This window comes from Cohnella algarum, assembly GCF_016937515.1.
In the GTDB taxonomy this organism is placed as follows: Bacteria; Bacillota; Bacilli; order Paenibacillales; family Paenibacillaceae; genus Cohnella; species Cohnella algarum.
The window spans coordinates 4,472,067-4,490,365 of sequence record NZ_JAFHKM010000002.1 but is presented as its reverse complement, the minus strand read 5'-3'; the positions used below and the strand labels follow the sequence as shown (position 1 = coordinate 4,490,365).

Annotated in this window: 13 protein-coding genes; 5 read left to right on the top strand and 8 right to left on the bottom strand. The window is 59.0% G+C overall.

Going from position 1 to position 18,299, the window contains the following annotated elements; translation table 11 throughout:
- Nucleotides 1–314 precede the first annotated feature (314 nt).
- Together JW799_RS20150 and dapF are read right to left on the bottom strand one after the other, a co-directional pair.
- A complete protein-coding gene (locus tag JW799_RS20150; protein WP_205431418.1) occupies nt 315–1,550 on the bottom strand; it encodes an IS110 family RNA-guided transposase in 1,236 nt (411 codons plus the stop codon).
- A gap of 523 nt (nt 1,551–2,073) precedes the next feature.
- A complete protein-coding gene (dapF, locus tag JW799_RS20145; RefSeq protein ID WP_080840267.1) occupies nt 2,074–2,904 on the bottom strand; it encodes a diaminopimelate epimerase in 831 nt (276 codons plus the stop codon).
- Nucleotides 2,905–3,134: 230 nt separating this feature from the next.
- Here dapF and JW799_RS20140 point away from each other — a divergent pair, with 230 nt between their 5' ends.
- Genes JW799_RS20140 through JW799_RS20125 form a run of 4 tightly spaced genes read left to right on the top strand, consistent with a single transcriptional unit; the run spans nt 3,135 to nt 6,625 of the window.
- Nucleotides 3,135–3,911, top strand: a complete 777-nt coding sequence (locus tag JW799_RS20140; protein WP_080840269.1) for a gluconate 2-dehydrogenase subunit 3 family protein — start codon at nt 3,135–3,137, stop codon at nt 3,909–3,911.
- Nucleotides 3,912–3,933: 22 nt separating this feature from the next.
- Complete coding sequence (locus JW799_RS20135) at nt 3,934–5,655, top strand: GMC family oxidoreductase (protein ID WP_080840271.1); 1,722 nt, start codon at nt 3,934–3,936, stop codon at nt 5,653–5,655.
- Nucleotides 5,652–6,401, top strand: a complete 750-nt coding sequence (gene tatC / locus JW799_RS20130) for a twin-arginine translocase subunit TatC (protein ID WP_080840273.1) — start codon at nt 5,652–5,654, stop codon at nt 6,399–6,401. Before JW799_RS20135 ends, tatC begins: the two co-directional genes overlap by 4 nt.
- Before the next feature lie 44 nt (nt 6,402–6,445).
- Nucleotides 6,446–6,625 (top strand): twin-arginine translocase TatA/TatE family subunit, encoded by a 180-nt coding sequence (locus JW799_RS20125; RefSeq protein WP_080840275.1) that lies wholly within the window; start codon nt 6,446–6,448, stop codon nt 6,623–6,625.
- A 21-nt stretch (nt 6,626–6,646) separates the two neighbouring features.
- Here JW799_RS20125 and JW799_RS20120 read toward each other — a convergent pair whose 3' ends face one another.
- The gene (locus JW799_RS20120; RefSeq protein ID WP_080840277.1) at nt 6,647–9,478 is read right to left on the bottom strand and encodes a calcium-translocating P-type ATPase, SERCA-type; all 2,832 of its coding nucleotides are present in this window, start codon (nt 9,476–9,478) and stop codon (nt 6,647–6,649) included.
- A gap of 204 nt (nt 9,479–9,682) precedes the next feature.
- On the opposite strand from JW799_RS20120, the gene JW799_RS20115 reads away from it, so the two are divergent.
- Entirely contained in the window at nt 9,683–11,434 is a 1,752-nt protein-coding gene (locus JW799_RS20115) for an Rqc2 family fibronectin-binding protein (protein ID WP_205431417.1), read from the top strand.
- 124 nt (nt 11,435–11,558) lie between these two features.
- On the opposite strand, the gene JW799_RS20110 is transcribed toward JW799_RS20115, so the two are convergent.
- The 5 genes from JW799_RS20110 to JW799_RS20090 form a co-directional block, all read right to left on the bottom strand.
- Nucleotides 11,559–12,401, bottom strand: coding sequence for a PHP domain-containing protein (locus JW799_RS20110; RefSeq protein ID WP_205431416.1), 843 nt, complete (start codon nt 12,399–12,401; stop codon nt 11,559–11,561).
- On the bottom strand, nt 12,388–13,296 hold the full coding sequence (locus JW799_RS20105) for a selenium metabolism-associated LysR family transcriptional regulator (RefSeq protein WP_080840282.1): 909 nt from the start codon (nt 13,294–13,296) through the stop codon (nt 12,388–12,390). Before JW799_RS20105 ends, JW799_RS20110 begins: the two co-directional genes overlap by 14 nt.
- Nucleotides 13,297–13,430: 134 nt before the next feature.
- Nucleotides 13,431–13,868: a hypothetical protein gene (locus tag JW799_RS20100; RefSeq protein WP_080840284.1), complete on the bottom strand. Its 438-nt coding sequence runs from the start codon at nt 13,866–13,868 to the stop codon at nt 13,431–13,433.
- A 126-nt stretch (nt 13,869–13,994) separates the two neighbouring features.
- Nucleotides 13,995–17,333, bottom strand: a complete 3,339-nt coding sequence (locus tag JW799_RS20095; protein ID WP_205431415.1) for a response regulator — start codon at nt 17,331–17,333, stop codon at nt 13,995–13,997.
- Between the two features lie 116 nt (nt 17,334–17,449).
- Entirely contained in the window at nt 17,450–18,160 is a 711-nt protein-coding gene (locus tag JW799_RS20090; protein ID WP_205431414.1) for a response regulator transcription factor, read from the bottom strand.
- Between the last annotated feature and the right edge of the window lie 139 nt (nt 18,161–18,299).

The window sequence follows — 18,299 nt, the reverse complement described above, 5'->3', positions numbered from 1 at the left end:
CTCCATCTGCAAGGGTTTTGGGCTGCTTTCGAACATTTCCTTTGCATATGATTTCGACAAATCGGCCTCAAAATCCTTGTGGTTATGCGGTTTTTGTCGGTTTTTCAAGCGTTCAGCAAGCCCTAATTATTGCTCAAATAGGTGCGGCTCCAGGCGCTCGGCCGGTCAAAGATGAGTAACGGTGACTCAATTGGATGTGGCTTTCAGACGCTTAACCATTGAGATGTGTATTTTTTTATACGAAAATGAAGTGCCGTAAGAAGGCAAAAAAAAGACCCACTACCCCGAAATCTCAACCCTAATTTTTTTAAAATTTAGGTTGTTCCAGTAGGTTTCAAATCGACATTATATCCAAGCTGGTGCAACTGTTTCGTTAAACGTTCCACCATCTTGGAGGTCGACTCCTGAAATACGGTGGATTCAATTTCCTGGTAATTTACCCGGTCTCGAAGCATCGCATAGGCGATTCGCAAAATCAGATGGGCTGTGGCGACAGCTGCTTTTTGGTCACCTCGGCGCTTTCTTACCCTCCTGAAATAGTCGCCAATTCGGTTGCTGCTTCTAGCGTTTGCCCATGCCGCTTGGCATAAGATCCCTTTTGCATGTTTGTTCCCTTTACGGGCTTTAACTTTTTTTTTTACGCCTGCACTTTCGTTGTTCCCAGGGGCTACACCGACCCAAGAGGCCAGCTTGGCATCTGACGAGAAATGCTTAGCCGCATTAGGCGTAATTTCAGCCAGCAGCGTGATTGCCGCTGTGCGATCCATGCCGGGAATCGTATCTAGCAATTTCACCTCTTCTTCGTATGGTTGGATCAGCGCTTGAACTTTCTCTTCTAACCGCCCAATTTGATCCTCGAGAAACTTCAGGTGCTCCAGGTGGTACTTGATCATTTCGCGATGATGTTTCAGCAGTTTACCATTCAGTGCGTCCATGAGTTGTTTGACTTTCTTCTTCAACTGGGATTTGACGAGCTGGCGAACTTCCGCCTCCTCCAATACCTCGCCGTCGACAAGTCGGTCTAATAAAGCCCGGCCGGAGACGCCAAACAAATCGGACATAAAGGTGGTGAGCTTGATGTTGGCATCCTGCAAGATTTTGTGAACACGGTTCTTCTCGGAGGTCGTTTGCTGCACCAGTTTGCGACGATACCGCGTCAAGTCCCGAAGCTCACGGATTTCTTGTGGGGCGACCATGCTGGGTTGTACCAACCCGCAGCGGTGCAACTGGGCGATCCACTGTGCGTCTTGAACGTCGGTTTTACGTCCCGGCATCTTTTGAATCTGCCGTGCATTGGCGAGAGTCAATTCACAGGTGGACTCCAGGACGTTCCATATTGGCTTCCACAGCACACCGGTGCTCTCCATCGCTACCTCTCGGCACTCGCGCTCCTCGAGCCAATCCTGCAACTCCAGCAATTCGCGGGTAGTGGTACCGAACGTGCGGATTTCGGACTTGGGTTTGTGTTCCAACGAACCCGACAAGACGCATGCAACTACGGTTTCCTGATGGACATCCAGACCAGCACAAATTTGACGTACAGCATCCATACCAACACCCTCTTGTTTCAGATTAAACAGACCATGCAGTCCTAAAGGAGAGAGTTTATACGCGTCTTTAGGGACAATGGGCGGCTCTCGCAAACTGCAATAAGACGGATTACTCAACGGGGGACCAATAAATTTCCGTCTTTTGATCTGTTCATTATCTGTTTGTCCAGAATGTAAGAAGGATAAAAGGACGCGTACGACCACATTTTCATCTATGGCGGTGACGGTAACGTCATAGGGGATTACTCAAATAGGTGTGGCCTCATGGGCACGGCGGGTGGGGAGAAGTTACCATACTCAACCAGACCCCCGCGGGCCGAGCCGACTTCTCAGCGGATGCGGGAGATGTCGCCTAAGAAATGTTCCGCCCCGTCCGAACGGCGCCCGCCAGGTGCCCGCAAGCCTTCACGGGCGCTTTGGCACGGCCAAGGCTTAACCCCTCATCCATGCCCATCCATGTCAAAATAAGACCAATAAAAAACCCGGCATCGGCCGGGTCGGAAAAGACGCTGAAATTCGCCGCTTACACGGTTCCGGTGTACACGGCTTCGGCCGGTCCCGTCATGTAAACGCGATTGTTGTCTTCGTTCCATTCGATGAACAGGTCTCCGCCTGCAAGCGAGATCGTCGCTTTCCGGTCGGTCAGGCCGTTCAGCACCGAAGAAACGAGCGTCGCGCATGCGCCGGTGCCGCACGCGAGCGTCGGTCCCGCTCCGCGCTCCCATACCCGCATGTCCACCTGGTCGCGGGAGTTGACTTTCGCGAACTCGACATTGATTTTGCGCGGGAACAGCGGATGCGTCTCCAGCTTCGGTCCCCACGCCGCCAAATCGAAATTCACCGCGTCGTCGACGTAAATGACGCAGTGAGGATTGCCCATCGAAACGGCGGTAAAGGCAAATTCGCGCCCGTCCACCGTTACCTTGTGGCCGAGCACGGGATTCGCGTCGATCGTCGTCGGAACGTCCAGCCCGTTCAGGACGGGTGCGCCCATATCGACCCGGACGAGCTTGGCCGCGCCGTTTTCGACTTCCAGCTGCAGCGGCTGCACGCCGGCGCCGATCGTTTCAATCGTAATGTCCGTCCGGTCGATCAGCTTGTTGTCGTACACGTATTTGGCCACGCAGCGGATCGCGTTGCCGCATTGCTCCGCTTCGGAACCGTCGGAATTGATGATGCGCATTTTGAAATCGGCCTTCTCGGAAGGCAGAATGTAGACCAGTCCGTCGGCGCCGATGCCGAAATACCGGTTGCACAGGCGCTGAGCCAGCTCGGGCGCGCCGGCCGGAAGTTCCCGTTCTCCGTAAACGACGATAAAGTCGTTGCCGAGGCCATGCATTTTCGTAAAGTTCATCGGGCATTCCCTCCTGCAGCCGCTTTGATCCGCGGTTGTCCTTCGTTTGTTTTTATCATACCGAATTCCGTTCTTTTTGCGGATGCAGGATTTTCGGTTTTGTTTGCACTTTTTCGCTTTCGCCGCAATCGGCGAGCCCGGCTTCCGTCCTCAATGGATAGCTTTTGCAATCGAGGAAATAATACCGCCAAGCGACCCTCTTACAAATAAATGAAAGGCTTGGCGATCTCATGGCAAACGACAAACCGAACCAGCCCCAGGACGAATCGAGACGAAGGTTTCTGAAGTACACCGGCGCGGCGGTCGGCGGACTTGTCGTCGGCGGCGTCGTCGGCGGCATCGTCGGCTCGCAGCTTGACGGCAACGGCGGCCAGCCGCAGCAGCAGCCGGCCGAAACCCAATCCCCGGCCGCGCAGAACGGCAAAGATTACAACCAGGCGCTCATGTATTTCACGCAGGACGAGTTCCAAATCGCCGAGGCCGCGGCCGAGCGGATTTTTCCCGCCGACGACGCCGGGGCCGGTGCGAAGGAGCTGGGCGTCGCGTTTTTTATCGACCATCAGCTGGCCGGCGGCTACGGCATGAACTCGCGCGACTATATGCTGCCTCCGTTTTACAAAGCCGAGGCGTACCAAGGCTATCAGCTTGCGTTCAAGCGCCGGGAGCTCATCTCGCTCGGTCTTGCCGCGCTTAACGATTACAGCAGCGACAAGTATCAAAAAACGTTCACGAAGCTCGCGCCGGAGGAGCAGGATGCGGTGCTGGCCGCTTTCGAAGCGAACGAAGTCGAACTGAAGGGCGTTCCGGCCGCCACGTTTTTCAATATGTTTCGAACCCTTACGATCGAGGGCGTTTACTCCGACCCGCTGTACGGAGGCAACAAAAACATGAACGGCTGGAGAATGCGCAACTTTCCCGGCAACCAGATGAGCTATTTCGACGTGATCGACAAGGAGGAGTTCGTCAAGTACGAGCCTCTCAGCCTGAGCGATCATCTGTCGACCTGACCGAAAAGGAGGAACTGCGAAAGTGGCAACCACACTGCCTAAAGCGTCCGTCGTCATCGTCGGGATGGGCTGGGTAGGCGGCATCATCGCGGCCGAGCTGACGAAGGCCGGCCACCAGGTCGTCGTTCTCGAACGGGGGAAAAACCGGGGAACGTCCGATTACTACCACGTCCACGACGAGCTGCGTTACGCGAGCCGCTACGAATTGATGCAGGATTTGTCCAAGGAAACGGTGACTTACCGCAACAACGAAAAGGTGCGCGCGCTGCCGATGCGATCGTACGGGTCGTTTCTGCTCGGGGACGGCGTCGGCGGAGCCGGCGTTCACTGGAACGGGCAGTATTACCGTTTTTTGCCGTACGATTTCGAAATCTATTCGAAAACGGTCGAAAGATACGGAAAGGCGAAAATTCCGGAGGGAATGACGCTGCAGGATTGGGGCATCACGTATGACGAGCTCGATCCCTATTTCGTGAAATACGAGCAGATGGCGGGAATTTCCGGGGAACCGACGACGCCGGAAAACGTCGGCAAGCTGTCGAAGCCCTACCCGACGGCGCCGATGAAAAAAACGCCCGGCATGAAGCTGTTTGAGGAAGCCGCGTCAAAGCTCGGCTACCACCCGTACATCATTCCGTCGGCCAACCTGTCGGAAAACTACACGAACCCCGACGGCATCGCGCGCGCGGCCTGCCAATACTGCGGATTTTGCGAGCGGTTCGGCTGCGAGTACGGCGCCAAGGCCGACCCGGTCGTCACGGTTCTCCCCGTCGCCCAGCAAACCGGCAAAATGGAGCTGCGCACGTTCTGCAACGTCATCCGGGTCGAAAACGACGGCAAAAAAGCGACCGGCGTCACGTACGTGCAAACGACGACCGGCGAAGAGTTCACGCAGCCTGCCGACGTCGTCGTGCTTGCGGGCTACGTATTCACCAACGTCAAGCTGCTGCTGCTTTCCAAGCTGGGCAAGCCCTACGATCCGAAAACGCAAACCGGGGTCATCGGCAAAAACTACTGCTACCAGAACAACGGAGCGTCGGGAACCGCCTTCTACGACGACCGGGAGTTCAACATCTTCATGGGAGCCGGCGCGCTCGGCAGCAGCCTCGACGATTTCAACGGCGACAATTTCGATCACAGCGATCTCAATTTCCTTCACGGCGCCAACATCCGGTTCACGCAAGCCGGCCTGCGGCCGATCGCGAACAATCCGACGCCGCCGGACACGCCGTCCTGGGGCCTCGCCTACAAGCAGGCGACGCTCAAATACGCGAACCGGGTGCTCAACATCGGGGCGCAAGGCTGCTCGCTGCCGTACCGCTACCACTACTTGGACCTGGACCCGACCTACAAGGACGCTTACGGGCTGCCGCTTATGCGGATGACGTTCGATTTTCTGGACCAGGACAAAGAGCTGGTGAAATTCATCGCGGGGAAAGTGAAGGGGATCGCCGACGAAATGGGCGCCTCGAACGTCGTCGTCAAGGACACGCTGTCGACCTACAACATCGTGCCTTACCAGTCGACGCACAACACGGGCGGAGCCATTATGGGCAGCGACCCGGATACGTCCGCGGTCAACAGCTATTTGCAGATGTGGGATGCGGAAAACGTGTTCGTTTGCGGGGCTACGGCGTTCGCGCATAACAGCGGGTACAATCCGACCGCGACCGTCGGCGCGCTCGCTTACCGGACGGCCGAAGGGATCGAGAAATATTTGCAAAAAGGCGGCATGCTCGTGTGAGCCGCGCGGATTCGGCGGCGGACCGGGAACTTATCGCCCATCTGAGCGAGCTTCGCAAACGGCTGTTGTACGTTTCCGTCTGGTTCGTCGCCGCGCTTGGCGCCGGCTTCGGCGGAGCCCCCCGATTGCTGGCTTACGTCCGCGATCATCTCGGAGGGTTGCGCGTACAGTGGAGCGTCTTCTCGCTCTCCGACGGCTTGATGGTCTACATGAAGTGCGCGTTTGCGATCGGCATGGCGCTGACGCTGCCGTTTTTGCTGCTTCAGCTGTGGCTGTTCGCGAAACCCGGGCTCACGGCCGCGGAAGCGAAATCGGCGCTGCTGTACGTGCCGCTTTCCCTGTTTCAGTTCGCGCTCGGAGTCGGCTTCGGCTACGCCGTCGCCCTGCCGATGATGATCCGGTTCATGGTCCGTCTGAATCAAAGCATCGGCGCCGAGGAAGTGTACGGCATCCAGCATTACGTGTCGTTTCTGACCGGATTTCTGCTGCCGATGGGACTGGCCTTCGAAATGCCGCTCGTCATGCTGTTTTTGACCCGGATCGGGCTGCTCGAGCCCGGCATGATGAAGCAGGTGCGCAAATACGCCTACGTCGGACTGGCCGTCGTAGGCTCGTGCATCTCGCCGCCGGACTTCGTCTCGCATTTGTCGGTGACGGTCCCTCTTATTTTGCTGTTCGAAATCAGCGCGTTCGTGTCGGGCCGCTACTACCGGCGAAAAGCCGCGCTTGCGGCGCGACCGGCCTGACGTTCCCGGCACGGAGTCAATCGAAACGAAAAGGAGGTGGCGGCATGTTCAACAATATCGGCGTATCGGGGCTCATCATCATCCTGGCGATCGCGCTGATCGTCTTCGGCCCGGCCAAGCTTCCCCAGCTCGGCCGAGCTTTCGGCGATACGCTTCGCGAATTTCGCAATTCGACCAAAGGCATCGCGGACGATCGGAACGACGACGAAACGGGCATCGTGTAAAGCGTTTCTCCGCTTCGCCGTTTATCTCGCGATGGCGCGCGGGTTGCCGCCCGCCGCTCCGTACGTGATGCGATTGCCTTTGCGGCGGCGGCGGGACGATCCCCAGACGCTGCCGATTCCCATCGCGAACGTCGGAATGCCGGCGGCGACGAAGACGAGCGCCCAATCCCGAAGCGACAGCGGAACCGTTTTGAAAATCGGCTGCAGCTGCTCCACGTACAGGACGGGGAACATCAGAGCCAGCGACGATACGACCGCAAGCACGAGAAACTTGTTCTCGAACAGGCGGCGGTGAAAAATCGAGCGCGAGCTCCGGCAGTCGAAAACGTGGATGAGCTGCGCCATGACGAGGGTCGCGAACGCCACCGTTTGCGCATGCGTCAGCTTCTCGGGGTCTCCCGCCCCGTCTCCGAGCGCAAGCACGAACGCGCCGAGCGTGCAGACGCCGATCAGCACGCCGCGGCTGATAATTTTCCAGCCGAGCCGCCGGGCGAAAATATTTTCCTTGGCGGCTCTCGGTTTTTGCCGCATCAAATCGCCTTCCGCCTGGTCGACGCCGAGCGCCATGGCCGGCAATCCGTCGGTCACGAGATTGACCCACAAAATTTGAATCGGCACGAGCGGCAGCGGCAAGCCCGCCATCATCGCCAGGAACATCGTCAAAATTTCCCCCACGTTCGAAGCGAGCAAATAGCGGATGAATTTGCGGATATTTTCGTAAATGCCCCTGCCTTCCTCGACGGCGGACACGATAGAGGCGAAGTTGTCGTCCGCGAGCACGAGCGCGGACGCTTCTTTCGTCACGTCGGTGCCGGCGATCCCCATCGCAATGCCGATATCGGCCGCTTTGACGGCAGGGGCGTCGTTGACGCCGTCTCCGGTCATCGCGACGACGTGTCCGCGCCGCTGCAGCGCCTGCACGATGCGCAGCTTATGCTCGGGCGAAACGCGGGCGAACACGTAGACGTTGTCCACCTGCTTTTCCAGCTCTTCGTCGCTTAAGCCGGCGAGCTCGGCCCCGCTCATCGTCCGGCCGTCGCGGGGCAAAATCCCGATCTCCCGCGCGATCGCTTCGGCCGTCGTCCGGTGGTCGCCGGTAATCATGACCGTGCGAATGCCGGCTTGGCGGCATTTGAGTATCGCCTCGGGAACTTCGCGGCGCGGCGGGTCGATCATCCCGGCGAGGCCGATGAACACGAGGCCGCGTTCCGCCTGGTCCTCGCCCTCGCACGGATCGTTCGGCCGAACCTCGCGAAAGGCGAAGCCGAGGACGCGAAGCGCATCCTGCGCCATCGCTTCGTTGGCCTGCAGCACCTTCTGCCGAAGCGTTCCCGTGAACGGCACGACGTTGCCGTTCCAGAGCACGTAAGCGCACCGCTCGATCAGCAGGTCCGGCGCCCCTTTCGTGCAAAGCAGCTGGCCGCCCTGGTGGGAGACGAGAACCGACATCCGCTTGCGGTCGGCGTCGAACGGAAATTCCTTGACCCTCGGGTACAGCGCTTCGAGGGAGGAGCGGGAATTTCCCGATTTGGCCGCCAGGACGAGCAATGCGCCTTCGGTCGGATCGCCTTTGACGGTCCATTCGCCGGACCCGGCCGCGGCGGCATTCGTCTCCTTCGCCGGTTTTTTCCGTTTGGCGTCTTCGCTTCGCTCCTCCATCGTCAGCTCGGCGTTGTTGCACAGGGCCGCCACTTGCGCCAGGCGGCGAAGCTCGACGTCCCCTTTCAGTTCGACGGGCTTGCCGTTTTCGAAAAATTGGCCCGCCGGCTCGTACCCTTCTCCGGAAACGTCGAGATGGCGCCCGCCGAGCCAGAGCCGGGTGACCGTCATTTTATTTTGCGTCAGCGTCCCCGTCTTGTCCGAGCAGATGACGGACGCGCAGCCGAGCGTTTCGACCGACGGCAGCTTGCGGACGATCGCCCGCCGCTTGATCATGCGCTGCACGCCCAGCGCCAGGGCGATCGTCACGATGGCCGGAAGGCCTTCGGGAATCGCGGCGACCGCCAGGCTGACGCCCGCGAGAAACATGCCGTACAGCGGCTGTCCGTGAAGCACGCCCGCGACGACGACGACGACGGTGAGCGCCAGCGCCACGACGATCAAAATTTTGCCGAGCTGCTCAAGCCGGTGCTGCAGCGGCGTTTCCGCCTCCTCCGTCTGCTGGATGAGGCCGGCGATTTTGCCCATTTCCGTATCCATGCCGGTAAGCGTGACGATGCCTTTCGCCGTTCCTTTCGTCACCATCGTGCCGAGAAAGCCGCAGTTTTTGCGGTCGCCCAGCGGAAGCTCGGCGGCCGCGATCGCGGCCGCTTCCTTCGCCACCGGGACGGATTCCCCCGTAAGCGCCGCTTCTTCGATCGCGCATTGATTGCTTTCGATAAGCCGGATGTCCGCCGGAACCCGGTCTCCGCCTTCCAGCAGCACCAGGTCGCCGGGAACGAGCTCCCGCGCGGGCACGACGTGCAGCGAGCCGCCGCGAATGACCTTCGCGTTCGGCGCCGCCAGCTCCTTGAGCGCGCGCAGCGAGCGCTCCGCCCGGAATTCCTGAAAGAAGCCGAGCACGCCGTTCAAAATAATGATCGCAATGATCGTCAGCGCATCCAGCATTTCACCGAGCAGCCCCGAGACGATCGTGGCTCCGGCCAGCACGAGCACCATGAAATCCTTGAACTGGTTGAGAAAAAGCTTGATCGGCGATTCGCCTTTCCGCTCCTCCAGCTCGTTCAGCCCTTGGCTTTTCAGCCGCGATGCCGCTTCGTCAGGGCTTAGGCCCCCTTTTAAATCGGTGCCCAGCGCCAAGGCCAACTCCGTTTCGTTCATCTGATGCCAAGCCTTACCTTCCACGACGGTCATCCCCTCCCGCGAGTTCGCCGTCCCGATGCCGAAGTGGGACAGCCGTTCTGCCCTATATGTATTCAGACAAGCCGCGAAATATCCCGCCTCCCTCAAAGGAAGCTTGAACGGAAGGGCGGCCGGGCCACTTTCCCTTTCCCGCCAACTGTGGCATCATAGGAGGACGGGAAATCTCCGAATTCATTGCACACGGGAGCAACGACCATGTCACTCGACGGATTCGTCGTCCGCGCGATCGTGCGCGAGCTGCAAACGCTCGCCGGCGCGCGTATTCATAAAATTTATCAACCGACGGAACATGAAATCGTCCTTCATTTAAGAGGCCAGGGAGCCAGCCGCAAGCTGCTGCTCTCCGCCCACCCTTCGATGCCGCGCCTGCATTTTACCGAGCAAACCTGGACGAACCCGCAGGAGCCGCCGATGTTCTGCATGCTGCTGCGCAAGCATTGCGAAGGCGGGATCGTCGAAACCGTCCGGCAAATCGGAATGGAGCGCATCGTCGAAATCGACGTCCGCCACCGGGACGAGCTCGGCGACTTGTCGCTCAAACGGCTTACGCTCGAGCTGATGGGCCGCCACAGCAATTTGATGCTGCTCGATCCGCAGAGCGGAACGATTCACGACAGCATCCACCACGTGACGCCGGCGATCAGCAGCTACCGGACGGTGCTGCCGGGCTCCGCTTACGTCGCACCGCCCGAGCAAAACAAGCAAAATCCGCTCGAGACGACGGAAGCCGAGTTCGCAAGCCTTTTGGCTTCGGCCGATTTGGCGCCCGATTCGGAGCCGTCGTCCAAGGAGCTGTCTTCGTTTTTGCTGAACGCTTTTACCGGTTTGAGTCCGCTGCTTTCCAAGGAAATCGTTCACCGGGCGGAGGGGAACCGCACGCGGCTATGGGGCGAATTCGCCGCGATCGTCGATCGGGCGAAGCTTCATCGGTACCGCCCGGCCAGCGTCGAGACGGACGGCGGCAAGACGTTTTTTTCGGTGTTCGAGCTCTCGCACCTGAGCGGAGAGGTTCGCGAATTCGATTCGGCGAGCGAATGTCTCGACGAGTATTACAAGGACAAAGCCGAGCGCGATCTCGTCCGCCAGCGGACGACCGATTTGACCCGGCTGCTCCTCAACGAAACGGCCAAAAACGAGAAAAAAATCGACAAGCTGAAGGAAACGCTGCAGGACGCGGAGGAAGCCGACCGCTTCCGCAAGTACGGGGAACTGCTGACCGCGCATTTGCATGCGATCGCCAAAGGGGATGCCGCCGCCGAGGTGGTCGACTACTACGACGAGAACCAGCCGCTCGTTTCGATCGCCCTCGATCCGCAGCTGACGCCGAGCGAGAACGCGCAGCGCTACTTCCGCAAATACAACAAGCTCAAAAACAGCCGCGCGGTCGTCGCCGAGCAGATCGGGGCAGCCGAAGCGGAAATCCGGTACCTGGCCTCGGTGCTGCAGGGACTCGAAACCGCGACGCCGGGCGATATCGAGGAGATCCGGGAGGAGCTTAAAGAGCAGGGCTACATTCGGCAGCGGGGAGCGGGCAAATCCGCGCGCAAAAAAAAGCAGGACCGCCCGGCCTTGCTCTGCTACGAGTCCAGCGAGGGAATTTCGATTTTCGTGGGCAAAAACAATACGCAAAACGATTACGTCACAAACCGGCTCGGGCAGCCGAACGATACGTGGCTGCATACGAAGGATATTCCGGGTTCGCACGTGCTCATCCGCGCCTCGGAATACGGGGAGCGGACGCTGCGCGAAGCCGCGATGCTGGCCGCCTATTACAGCAAGGCGCGCGAGTCGAGCGGCGTGCCCGTCGACTACACGCGCATCCGCCAGGTCCGCAAGCCGAACGGCGCCAAGCCCGGCTTCGTCATCTACGAAGGCCAGCGAACGCTGTTCGTTACGCCGGACGAAGCGGCGGTCAAGGAGCTGCCAAGCACGATTAAGCAGATGTAGGAAAGGGCTTGACGGCAATCTCCCCTTGCCCGGCTCCCGGTGTGCGGTCCGGTGCCGCTCGACGGGTTGCGGGCTTGGCGCAGCAAAAAGAACAAGCGTTCCAGGCGGATTCGCCTATCCCGCTTCACCCCCGCGCGCCGCGCAGCCGCTCAAGCACGCTCGCGTCGACCGACCGGCTGCCGATGGCGCCGTGGTACAGCTTGCCTTTGCGCGCCCCGTGGAAGTCCGATCCGCCGGTGACGATTTTCCCGCGGTTTTCGGCAAGGCCGCGATACCGCTCCGCCTGTTCGGCCTCGTGGTCGGAATGGTACGCCTCCAGGCCGTCCGCTCCGCCGTCGAGCAGTTCCGCGGCCAGCTCGTCGTTTCCGTACAAGCCCGGATGAGCGACGATCGCGGCGCCTCCCGCTTCGCGAATCCACGCAAACGCCTCGAACGGCGTAATTCGCGGCGGCGGATCGACGTAGGCGGCCCGGCCTTTGGCCAAATACCGGTCGAACGCCTCCTGCACGCTGTCGACCGCGCCGATTCGCACGAGCGCTTCGGCGATGTGGGGCCTGCCGATCGTTTCGATGGCGCCCGGCTTGCGGCCGGCCGCTTCCGCCACTTGCTCCGTCGTCAACGGAATGCCGAGCTCGTTCAGCCTCGCGACGATGCCTTCGTTCCGGCTATCCCGCACTTTCCGCTGGGAAATCAGCCTTTCAAGCAGCAGCCCGTCCCGAATGTCGATGTAATAACCTAAAACGTGAATCTCTTTTCCGGCGAGCGACGTGCTGATCTCCACGCCGGGAACGACTTCGATGCCGTAAATCGGGGCCGCCGCCGCCGCTTCCGCAATGCCGGCCACCGTGTCGTGATCGGTGATGGCGACGGCCGAAAGCCCCGCTTCCGCCGCCATCCGGACGTTCTCTTTCGGACGGTGCAATCCGTCCGATGCCGTCGTATGCGTATGCAAATCAACTTTGCTCATGGGCAAGCCCCCTGACGTAATCGAGCAGCGTAACCGCGTGCAGCGGCAGCTCGGAGGATTTCGACCGCACGGCGAAAAATTTCCGCCGGAACGAGACATCCTTGATTTTCACCGGTTTCATCAAGCCGAGGGCGACCTCGTTTTTGATCGTCCATTTGGACAGCACCGACAAGCCGAGACCGGCCTCGACGGCGGATTTGACCGCTCCGTTGCTCCCGAAATTGCTGACGATCCGCAAGTCTCCTTCCTCTATGCCCTGCCGCTCCAATTCCTCCACCATTACCTGTCTCGTGCCCGAGCCTCGCTCCCGCAGGACAAGCGGCTCGGCCAGCACTTCCTTCAGCTCCACCTCGTCCCTTGAGGCAAACGGATGGCCCGGCGGCGCGACGAGCAGCAGCTCGTCGTCCATGACCGGCTCGGATATGACGTTCGGGTCGTCGGTCGGCGCTTCGACAAGGCCGAAGTCGAGCGCATGGCGCGCGATTTCCTCGACGATTTCGGTCGTGTTCATCACCCGCATGCTGACCGACAAATTGGGAAACCGAAGCAGAAAAGGCCCTAGCAGTCTCGGAAGCACGTATTCGCCGATCGTCAAGCTCGCGGCGAATTGCAGTTGTCCCTTCAGTTCTTCCGTATATTTGGCCATTTTCATGTCGGTTTCCCGCATGAGCTCGACCGCCTTGCGAGCCTGCGGGAGCAGGCAATGGCCGGCTTCCGACAGCTCCAATTTTTTGGTCGACCGGTGCAGCAGCTTGACGCCGAACCTTTCCTCGAGCGCCTGGATCTGCATCGTAACGGCAGGCTGGGTCATGTGCAGGGCTTGCGCGGCCGCGGAGAAGCTTCCCCGTTCCGCCACCATGTAAAAGATATGAAGTTGATGCACGTTCAGCGACATCCGCCCATTCCGCCTTCCGTTCGTAGTCGTTCGTTCCATTATACCATAGATAAAGCCGCCTCCCGACCCGCGGGCCGGCGCCGGGCGCAAAAAAAAGAGCCGAAGCGAGTCCTCGCGGCTCCCTCCGACTGCGGTCAGCGGCGTTTGCGGTTGTTTTTGATCAAGGTCATTCTTCGGGAATGTCTCAGCCAGGAGTAATACGTTTTCAAATCTCGCAGTTCCATCGTTTCCGACATCCGTCCGAGAAACGTGACGACGATCATCTTGTGAAGAGGGTTGCCCAGCAAATCGACTTCCTTGTCCGACACGGCAAATTCTGCAACGAAAATCAAATCTTCGTCAACCATATAAACGTCCTGCTCGTTGCGATAATAAGAAGCGATTCTGCCTTCCTTCAGACATTGCCACAAAAATTCGGCGATGTCGGCATAATCCGCCTTCTCGGCTTGTACCCGGTCGGCCCAACGAGCGCGCGCATGGTTGGTGATGATAATGTCTACAACCTTTTTGTCTCCTAAAACAACATGAAAAGGTTCGTATGTACTCCATCGCTCGTTTTGTTTGTCTCTCACCGGGCTCTCCCCTTCCGGGCCTATAGGACTACGTTCATGGCAGAGAAACAGGAAGTCAAGATTATTTTAACTCACGGATTCGAGAAGATTCAACAAAAAAATAAACCGGGCCCATATTTTCCATATTCAGGATACTCTCTTTGCATTTTCTTCGAATTCGATGGCGTCGCAGAGCTCGCGAATCTCATCTTGCAGGCGTTTGAGCGGCTGGCGCCACTCGTCTCCGGCAAGCCCTTGCCGACGCAGCAGCGTTTCCAATGCAGCCGCCTCATCAAACAAGTAGACGGCCGAGAGATTGCCGGCCACCCCTTTGAGCCCGTGCAGCATTTTCAGGCTTCCTTCGACTTCTCCGGAGGCAAGGCTCCGCTCCAGTTGCGCCCCGAACGAACGATTTTCCAGGCGAAAGGTGTGAAGCATATGCCATAAAATCGCTTGTTTGCCGCCTACCCTTCGGCTCGCCTCTTCCCATTTCAGCCGGCCGGCGGCACGAAGCCCCCGTTCGACGGCGGCGAACAGTTCCTCCGGCTCGATCGGTTTCGTCACGACGTCGTTCATTCCGGCCTGGAAACATTTTTGCAGGTCTTCCTGCACCACGTTCGCGGTCATCGCGATCACGGGAAGCTCCCAGCCGGTCCGAGCGCGCCGAATCGCGCGGGTCGCTTCGACTCCATCCAGTCCGGGCATATGCAGATCCATCAGGACGAGATCCCAATCTTCCCGCTCCAGCATGTCGAGCGCTTCGTAACCGTCGCAGGCGATCCCGATTTCGTACCCTTTGCCCGCGAGCAGTTCTTTCGCCACCTGTTGATTGATCGCATGGTCCTCGACCAGCAAAATGCGGGGGGCGAAAAGAGGTCCTTTTTTTCGCCGGAAGCCCGAGCTTTCGAGGTGCCTCGTTTCTTCCGCCAGGTGAGCCAGCATATGCTGCACCGCCCTCCGGTTTACCGGCTTGATCAGCGTCCGGTCCGGCCTTTCCTCCGGCGGCATGCGCAGCCACTCGTTTTGGCCGAACGCCGTCGTCATGGCGATGGTTTTGGCCGAACGGACCGCCTTGCGAAGGGCGAACCACGTCTCTTCCCCGTACATGTCGGCCATTTCCATATTAAAAAAAACGTAATCGAACGACTCGCCTTCGGGCAGCCCGGAAAGGAGCGCGATGGCCTCCTTCCAGCTGCCCGAACACGTCGCCTCCATGCCGATGGAACCGAGCATGTCCGTGAGAGCGCGCTGCATCAAGCCCGGACGTTCGATGCAGAGAACGGTCGGGCGGGAAACCGAAATTTCCGGCTCGGCCCATGTTGCGGGAACGACCGGAAACAGCAGCGCGAACGAAAAGCGGCTGCCGACGCCTTTTCTGCTTTCCACCTCAAGGCGTCCGCCCATCAGCTTGACCAATTCCTCCGAGATGACGAGCCCGAGCCCCGTCCCGCCGTACTTGCGGCTCGTCGATCCGTCCGCCTGGGTGAACGGCGTGAACAGATGCGCCAGCTGATTTTCCGCGATGCCGATGCCCGTATCCTCCACGGCGAATTCCAGCATCGCCTCGCCATTGCGGACGCCGAACGTCTGCACCTGGAAATGAACATGGCCTTCGTCCGTAAATTTGATAGCGTTATTAAGCAAATTAAGCAGCACCTGCTCCAGCCGGAGCGGGTCGCCGATCAAACGGCCCGGCATCGGCCGGGGGATGTCGAAGACGACTTCGATCTGCTTTTTGCCGATAAAAATGCCGATGGTGTCCGCCAGCTTCCGAAACAGCTCGTCCGGCTCGAACGAGACGGTTTCGAGTTCCACTTTGCCGGCCTCGATTTTGGAAAAATCGAGAATGTCGTTGACGATGCCCAGCAGCACTTCGGAGGAGGAGACGATTTTCAGCGCGTAATCCTGCTGAATGTCGGTCATTTTCGTCCGCTGCAACAGCTTGGACAATCCGACGATGCCGTTGAGCGGCGTGCGGATTTCGTGGCTCATGCGCGCCAGGAACATGCTTTTCGCGCGGCTTGCCTCCTCCGCCGCTTGCTTGGCCTGCGAAAGCTCCGCCTGAATCGATCTCTGCCTGACGATGTCGTGGAACAGCCCGATGTAGCCGAGCGTCTGCCCGTCGTCGCTCACCATTTTGCTGACGCTTAAAAAGACCGGAACCCCCGTGCCGTTCTTATGCACGTATATTCTTTCTTCCGAGTAGGACAGCCGATTTTCCAGGCGGGCCGTAAAGTACGAAACCCCGGGAGCGATCGTCCTCCCCAATTTCGCGGAGAGGCGCTCCGCTTTCTCTTCGAGGTCGGACGGATCGGAAAAAGAGGCCGGCGTAACGCCCGTAACCTCTTCCTCGCGGTAACCGAGTATGCGCGACGCTCCCTCGTTGAAGCTGACGATAACGTAATCCGGATCGGTGACGATAATGCCGTACTCGCTTTGGCTGCGCACGGCATCGAACGGCTTGTACCGTTTCCGCAGCTTTTCCGCCATCGCATTGATCGAAGCGGCGAGCGTCCCGATCTCGTCGCGCGGCTGCTCTTCCAGCGGCTTCACGCCAAACCGGCCGTCCGTGACCGCTTCGGTAGCCTGAAGCATCGCCTTGATTCTGCGAAATGGAGGCTCGATCGAAAGATGCAGCAATCCGGCGATCAGCAGCGTCGCCGCAAGGCAGGCCGTAACGGTCCGCCCCAGCAAAGCGTCAAGCGGCCGGTAAAGCCGCTCCACGGAGAAACCCGCTACGTAATGCCACTCGCTGCCTTCGACGGGATAGGCGATCAAAAGCTCGCCGCGACCGTTATCGACCGATCGAAGCCGTTCGGACAGGAGGCGGAAAACGGCGGAGCGCGTTTGCGCGTCGAGCGCGGAAGCATTGCGGGTGTGATAGACGGCGGTGCCCGACTCGTCGGCGAGATAGCCCGCGACCGCCATGCCGTTTCGCTCGGCAAGCCGGCCGAAGATCGAGTCCCATGGCAAGGTTGCCCTCAACACGCCTTCGATCCGGTAAGAGAGATCGTAGACGGGCAAGTAAAGGGCGATCTCGGCATTCCGCCCGTCTTCCGGTTCGAAGAAGGGAGGCTGAATCGCTTGTCCGCCGTTCATTGCGCGGAGAAAATACGGACTGTTCGCATAGCTTTCCGTTCGGCCGCCGGGCATGCGAAGCGACCCGTCGCCGTCAATATAGGCCAGGTTCGAAAATTCCCCGTTCCGCTTCTTTCGTTCGCTTTCCAAATAAGCGTTCCGGGAGTCGGCGGTGCCGGTCCTAAGCGATTCGGAAACGCTGATGCCCCCGGCCGTTTCCAACCGGGAAGCCAGCCACGCGGACAGCTCCTCCGCGCGCTCGCGGACGTCGGACTCCGCCTTGTCGAAGAGCGATGCCCTTGCGGTCTTCTCGGCCGCCGAATAATAGATCGTCCCGAATGCGGCGATCGCGCAGACGGTCGTCAGCAGCAGCAAAAACCAGGTGCGAAATCGCAGCGATCGTAACACGTCAAGCGCCCCCTTGGCCGAAAGCGGTCATACAAAAAACCTTCTTCTTAGCATGAACGTTCAAGCGGGCTTGAAAGAAGAAGGTTGCGATTTGTCCGCGCCTGCGGACCATCCCCTCAGGCGCCGGCTTTATCGAGTTGCAATTTATAGCCGACTCCCCAAACCGTCTTAATATATTGCGGCTCTTTGGGATTGGATTCCAGCTTCTTGCGAAGATTGGTAATGTGAACGTCTATCGCCCGATCGTTGACGTACGAGTCGATGCCGCGGAGGGCGTTGATCAGCTCGTCCCGCGTAAAGACGCGTCCCGGGTACTCGAACAACAGCTTCATCAGCTCGAATTCGGAAAACGTCAGCTCGATGGAGGCGTCCCGCACGAATACGAGCCGCTTCTGCAAATCAAGGTGAAGTTCGGCATACGCCGTCTCCGACGCGGCGGCGATGTCGGATTCGGCGGCATGGCCGGGCCGCGCCCGGCGGAGCGCCACTCCGATGCGCGCCTTCAACTCCTGCATGCTGAACGGCTTGACCAAATAATCGTCGGCGCCGGCGTTCAACGCCTGAATGCGCTCGTTAACCTTCGCCTTCATGGAAATGACGATGATGGGGGTATCGGAATAGCGCCGGACTTGTTCGCACCACTGCGTTCCGTCGATATCCGGAAGCATAAGGTCCAACAGCACGACGTCCGGCCTGAACGTGCGAAGCGACTCGAAGCCTTCTTCGCCGCTTTCGACACTACATACGGAGAATTCTTCATCCGTCAGATACATGGATATCATTTCTCCGACAATCTTCTCATCCTCGATGACGAGAATTTTGGTCAATGTGGGGCACCTCTTGTCGTCGTCAAATGTTTTGATTCCTAATATTTCTTTAATATTTATATTATATCGATTAGAAAAATTGTTGTCCACCTTACAATTCCGGCCGATAAGGCGGGACAACCTCCTTCCATTTGTAAAG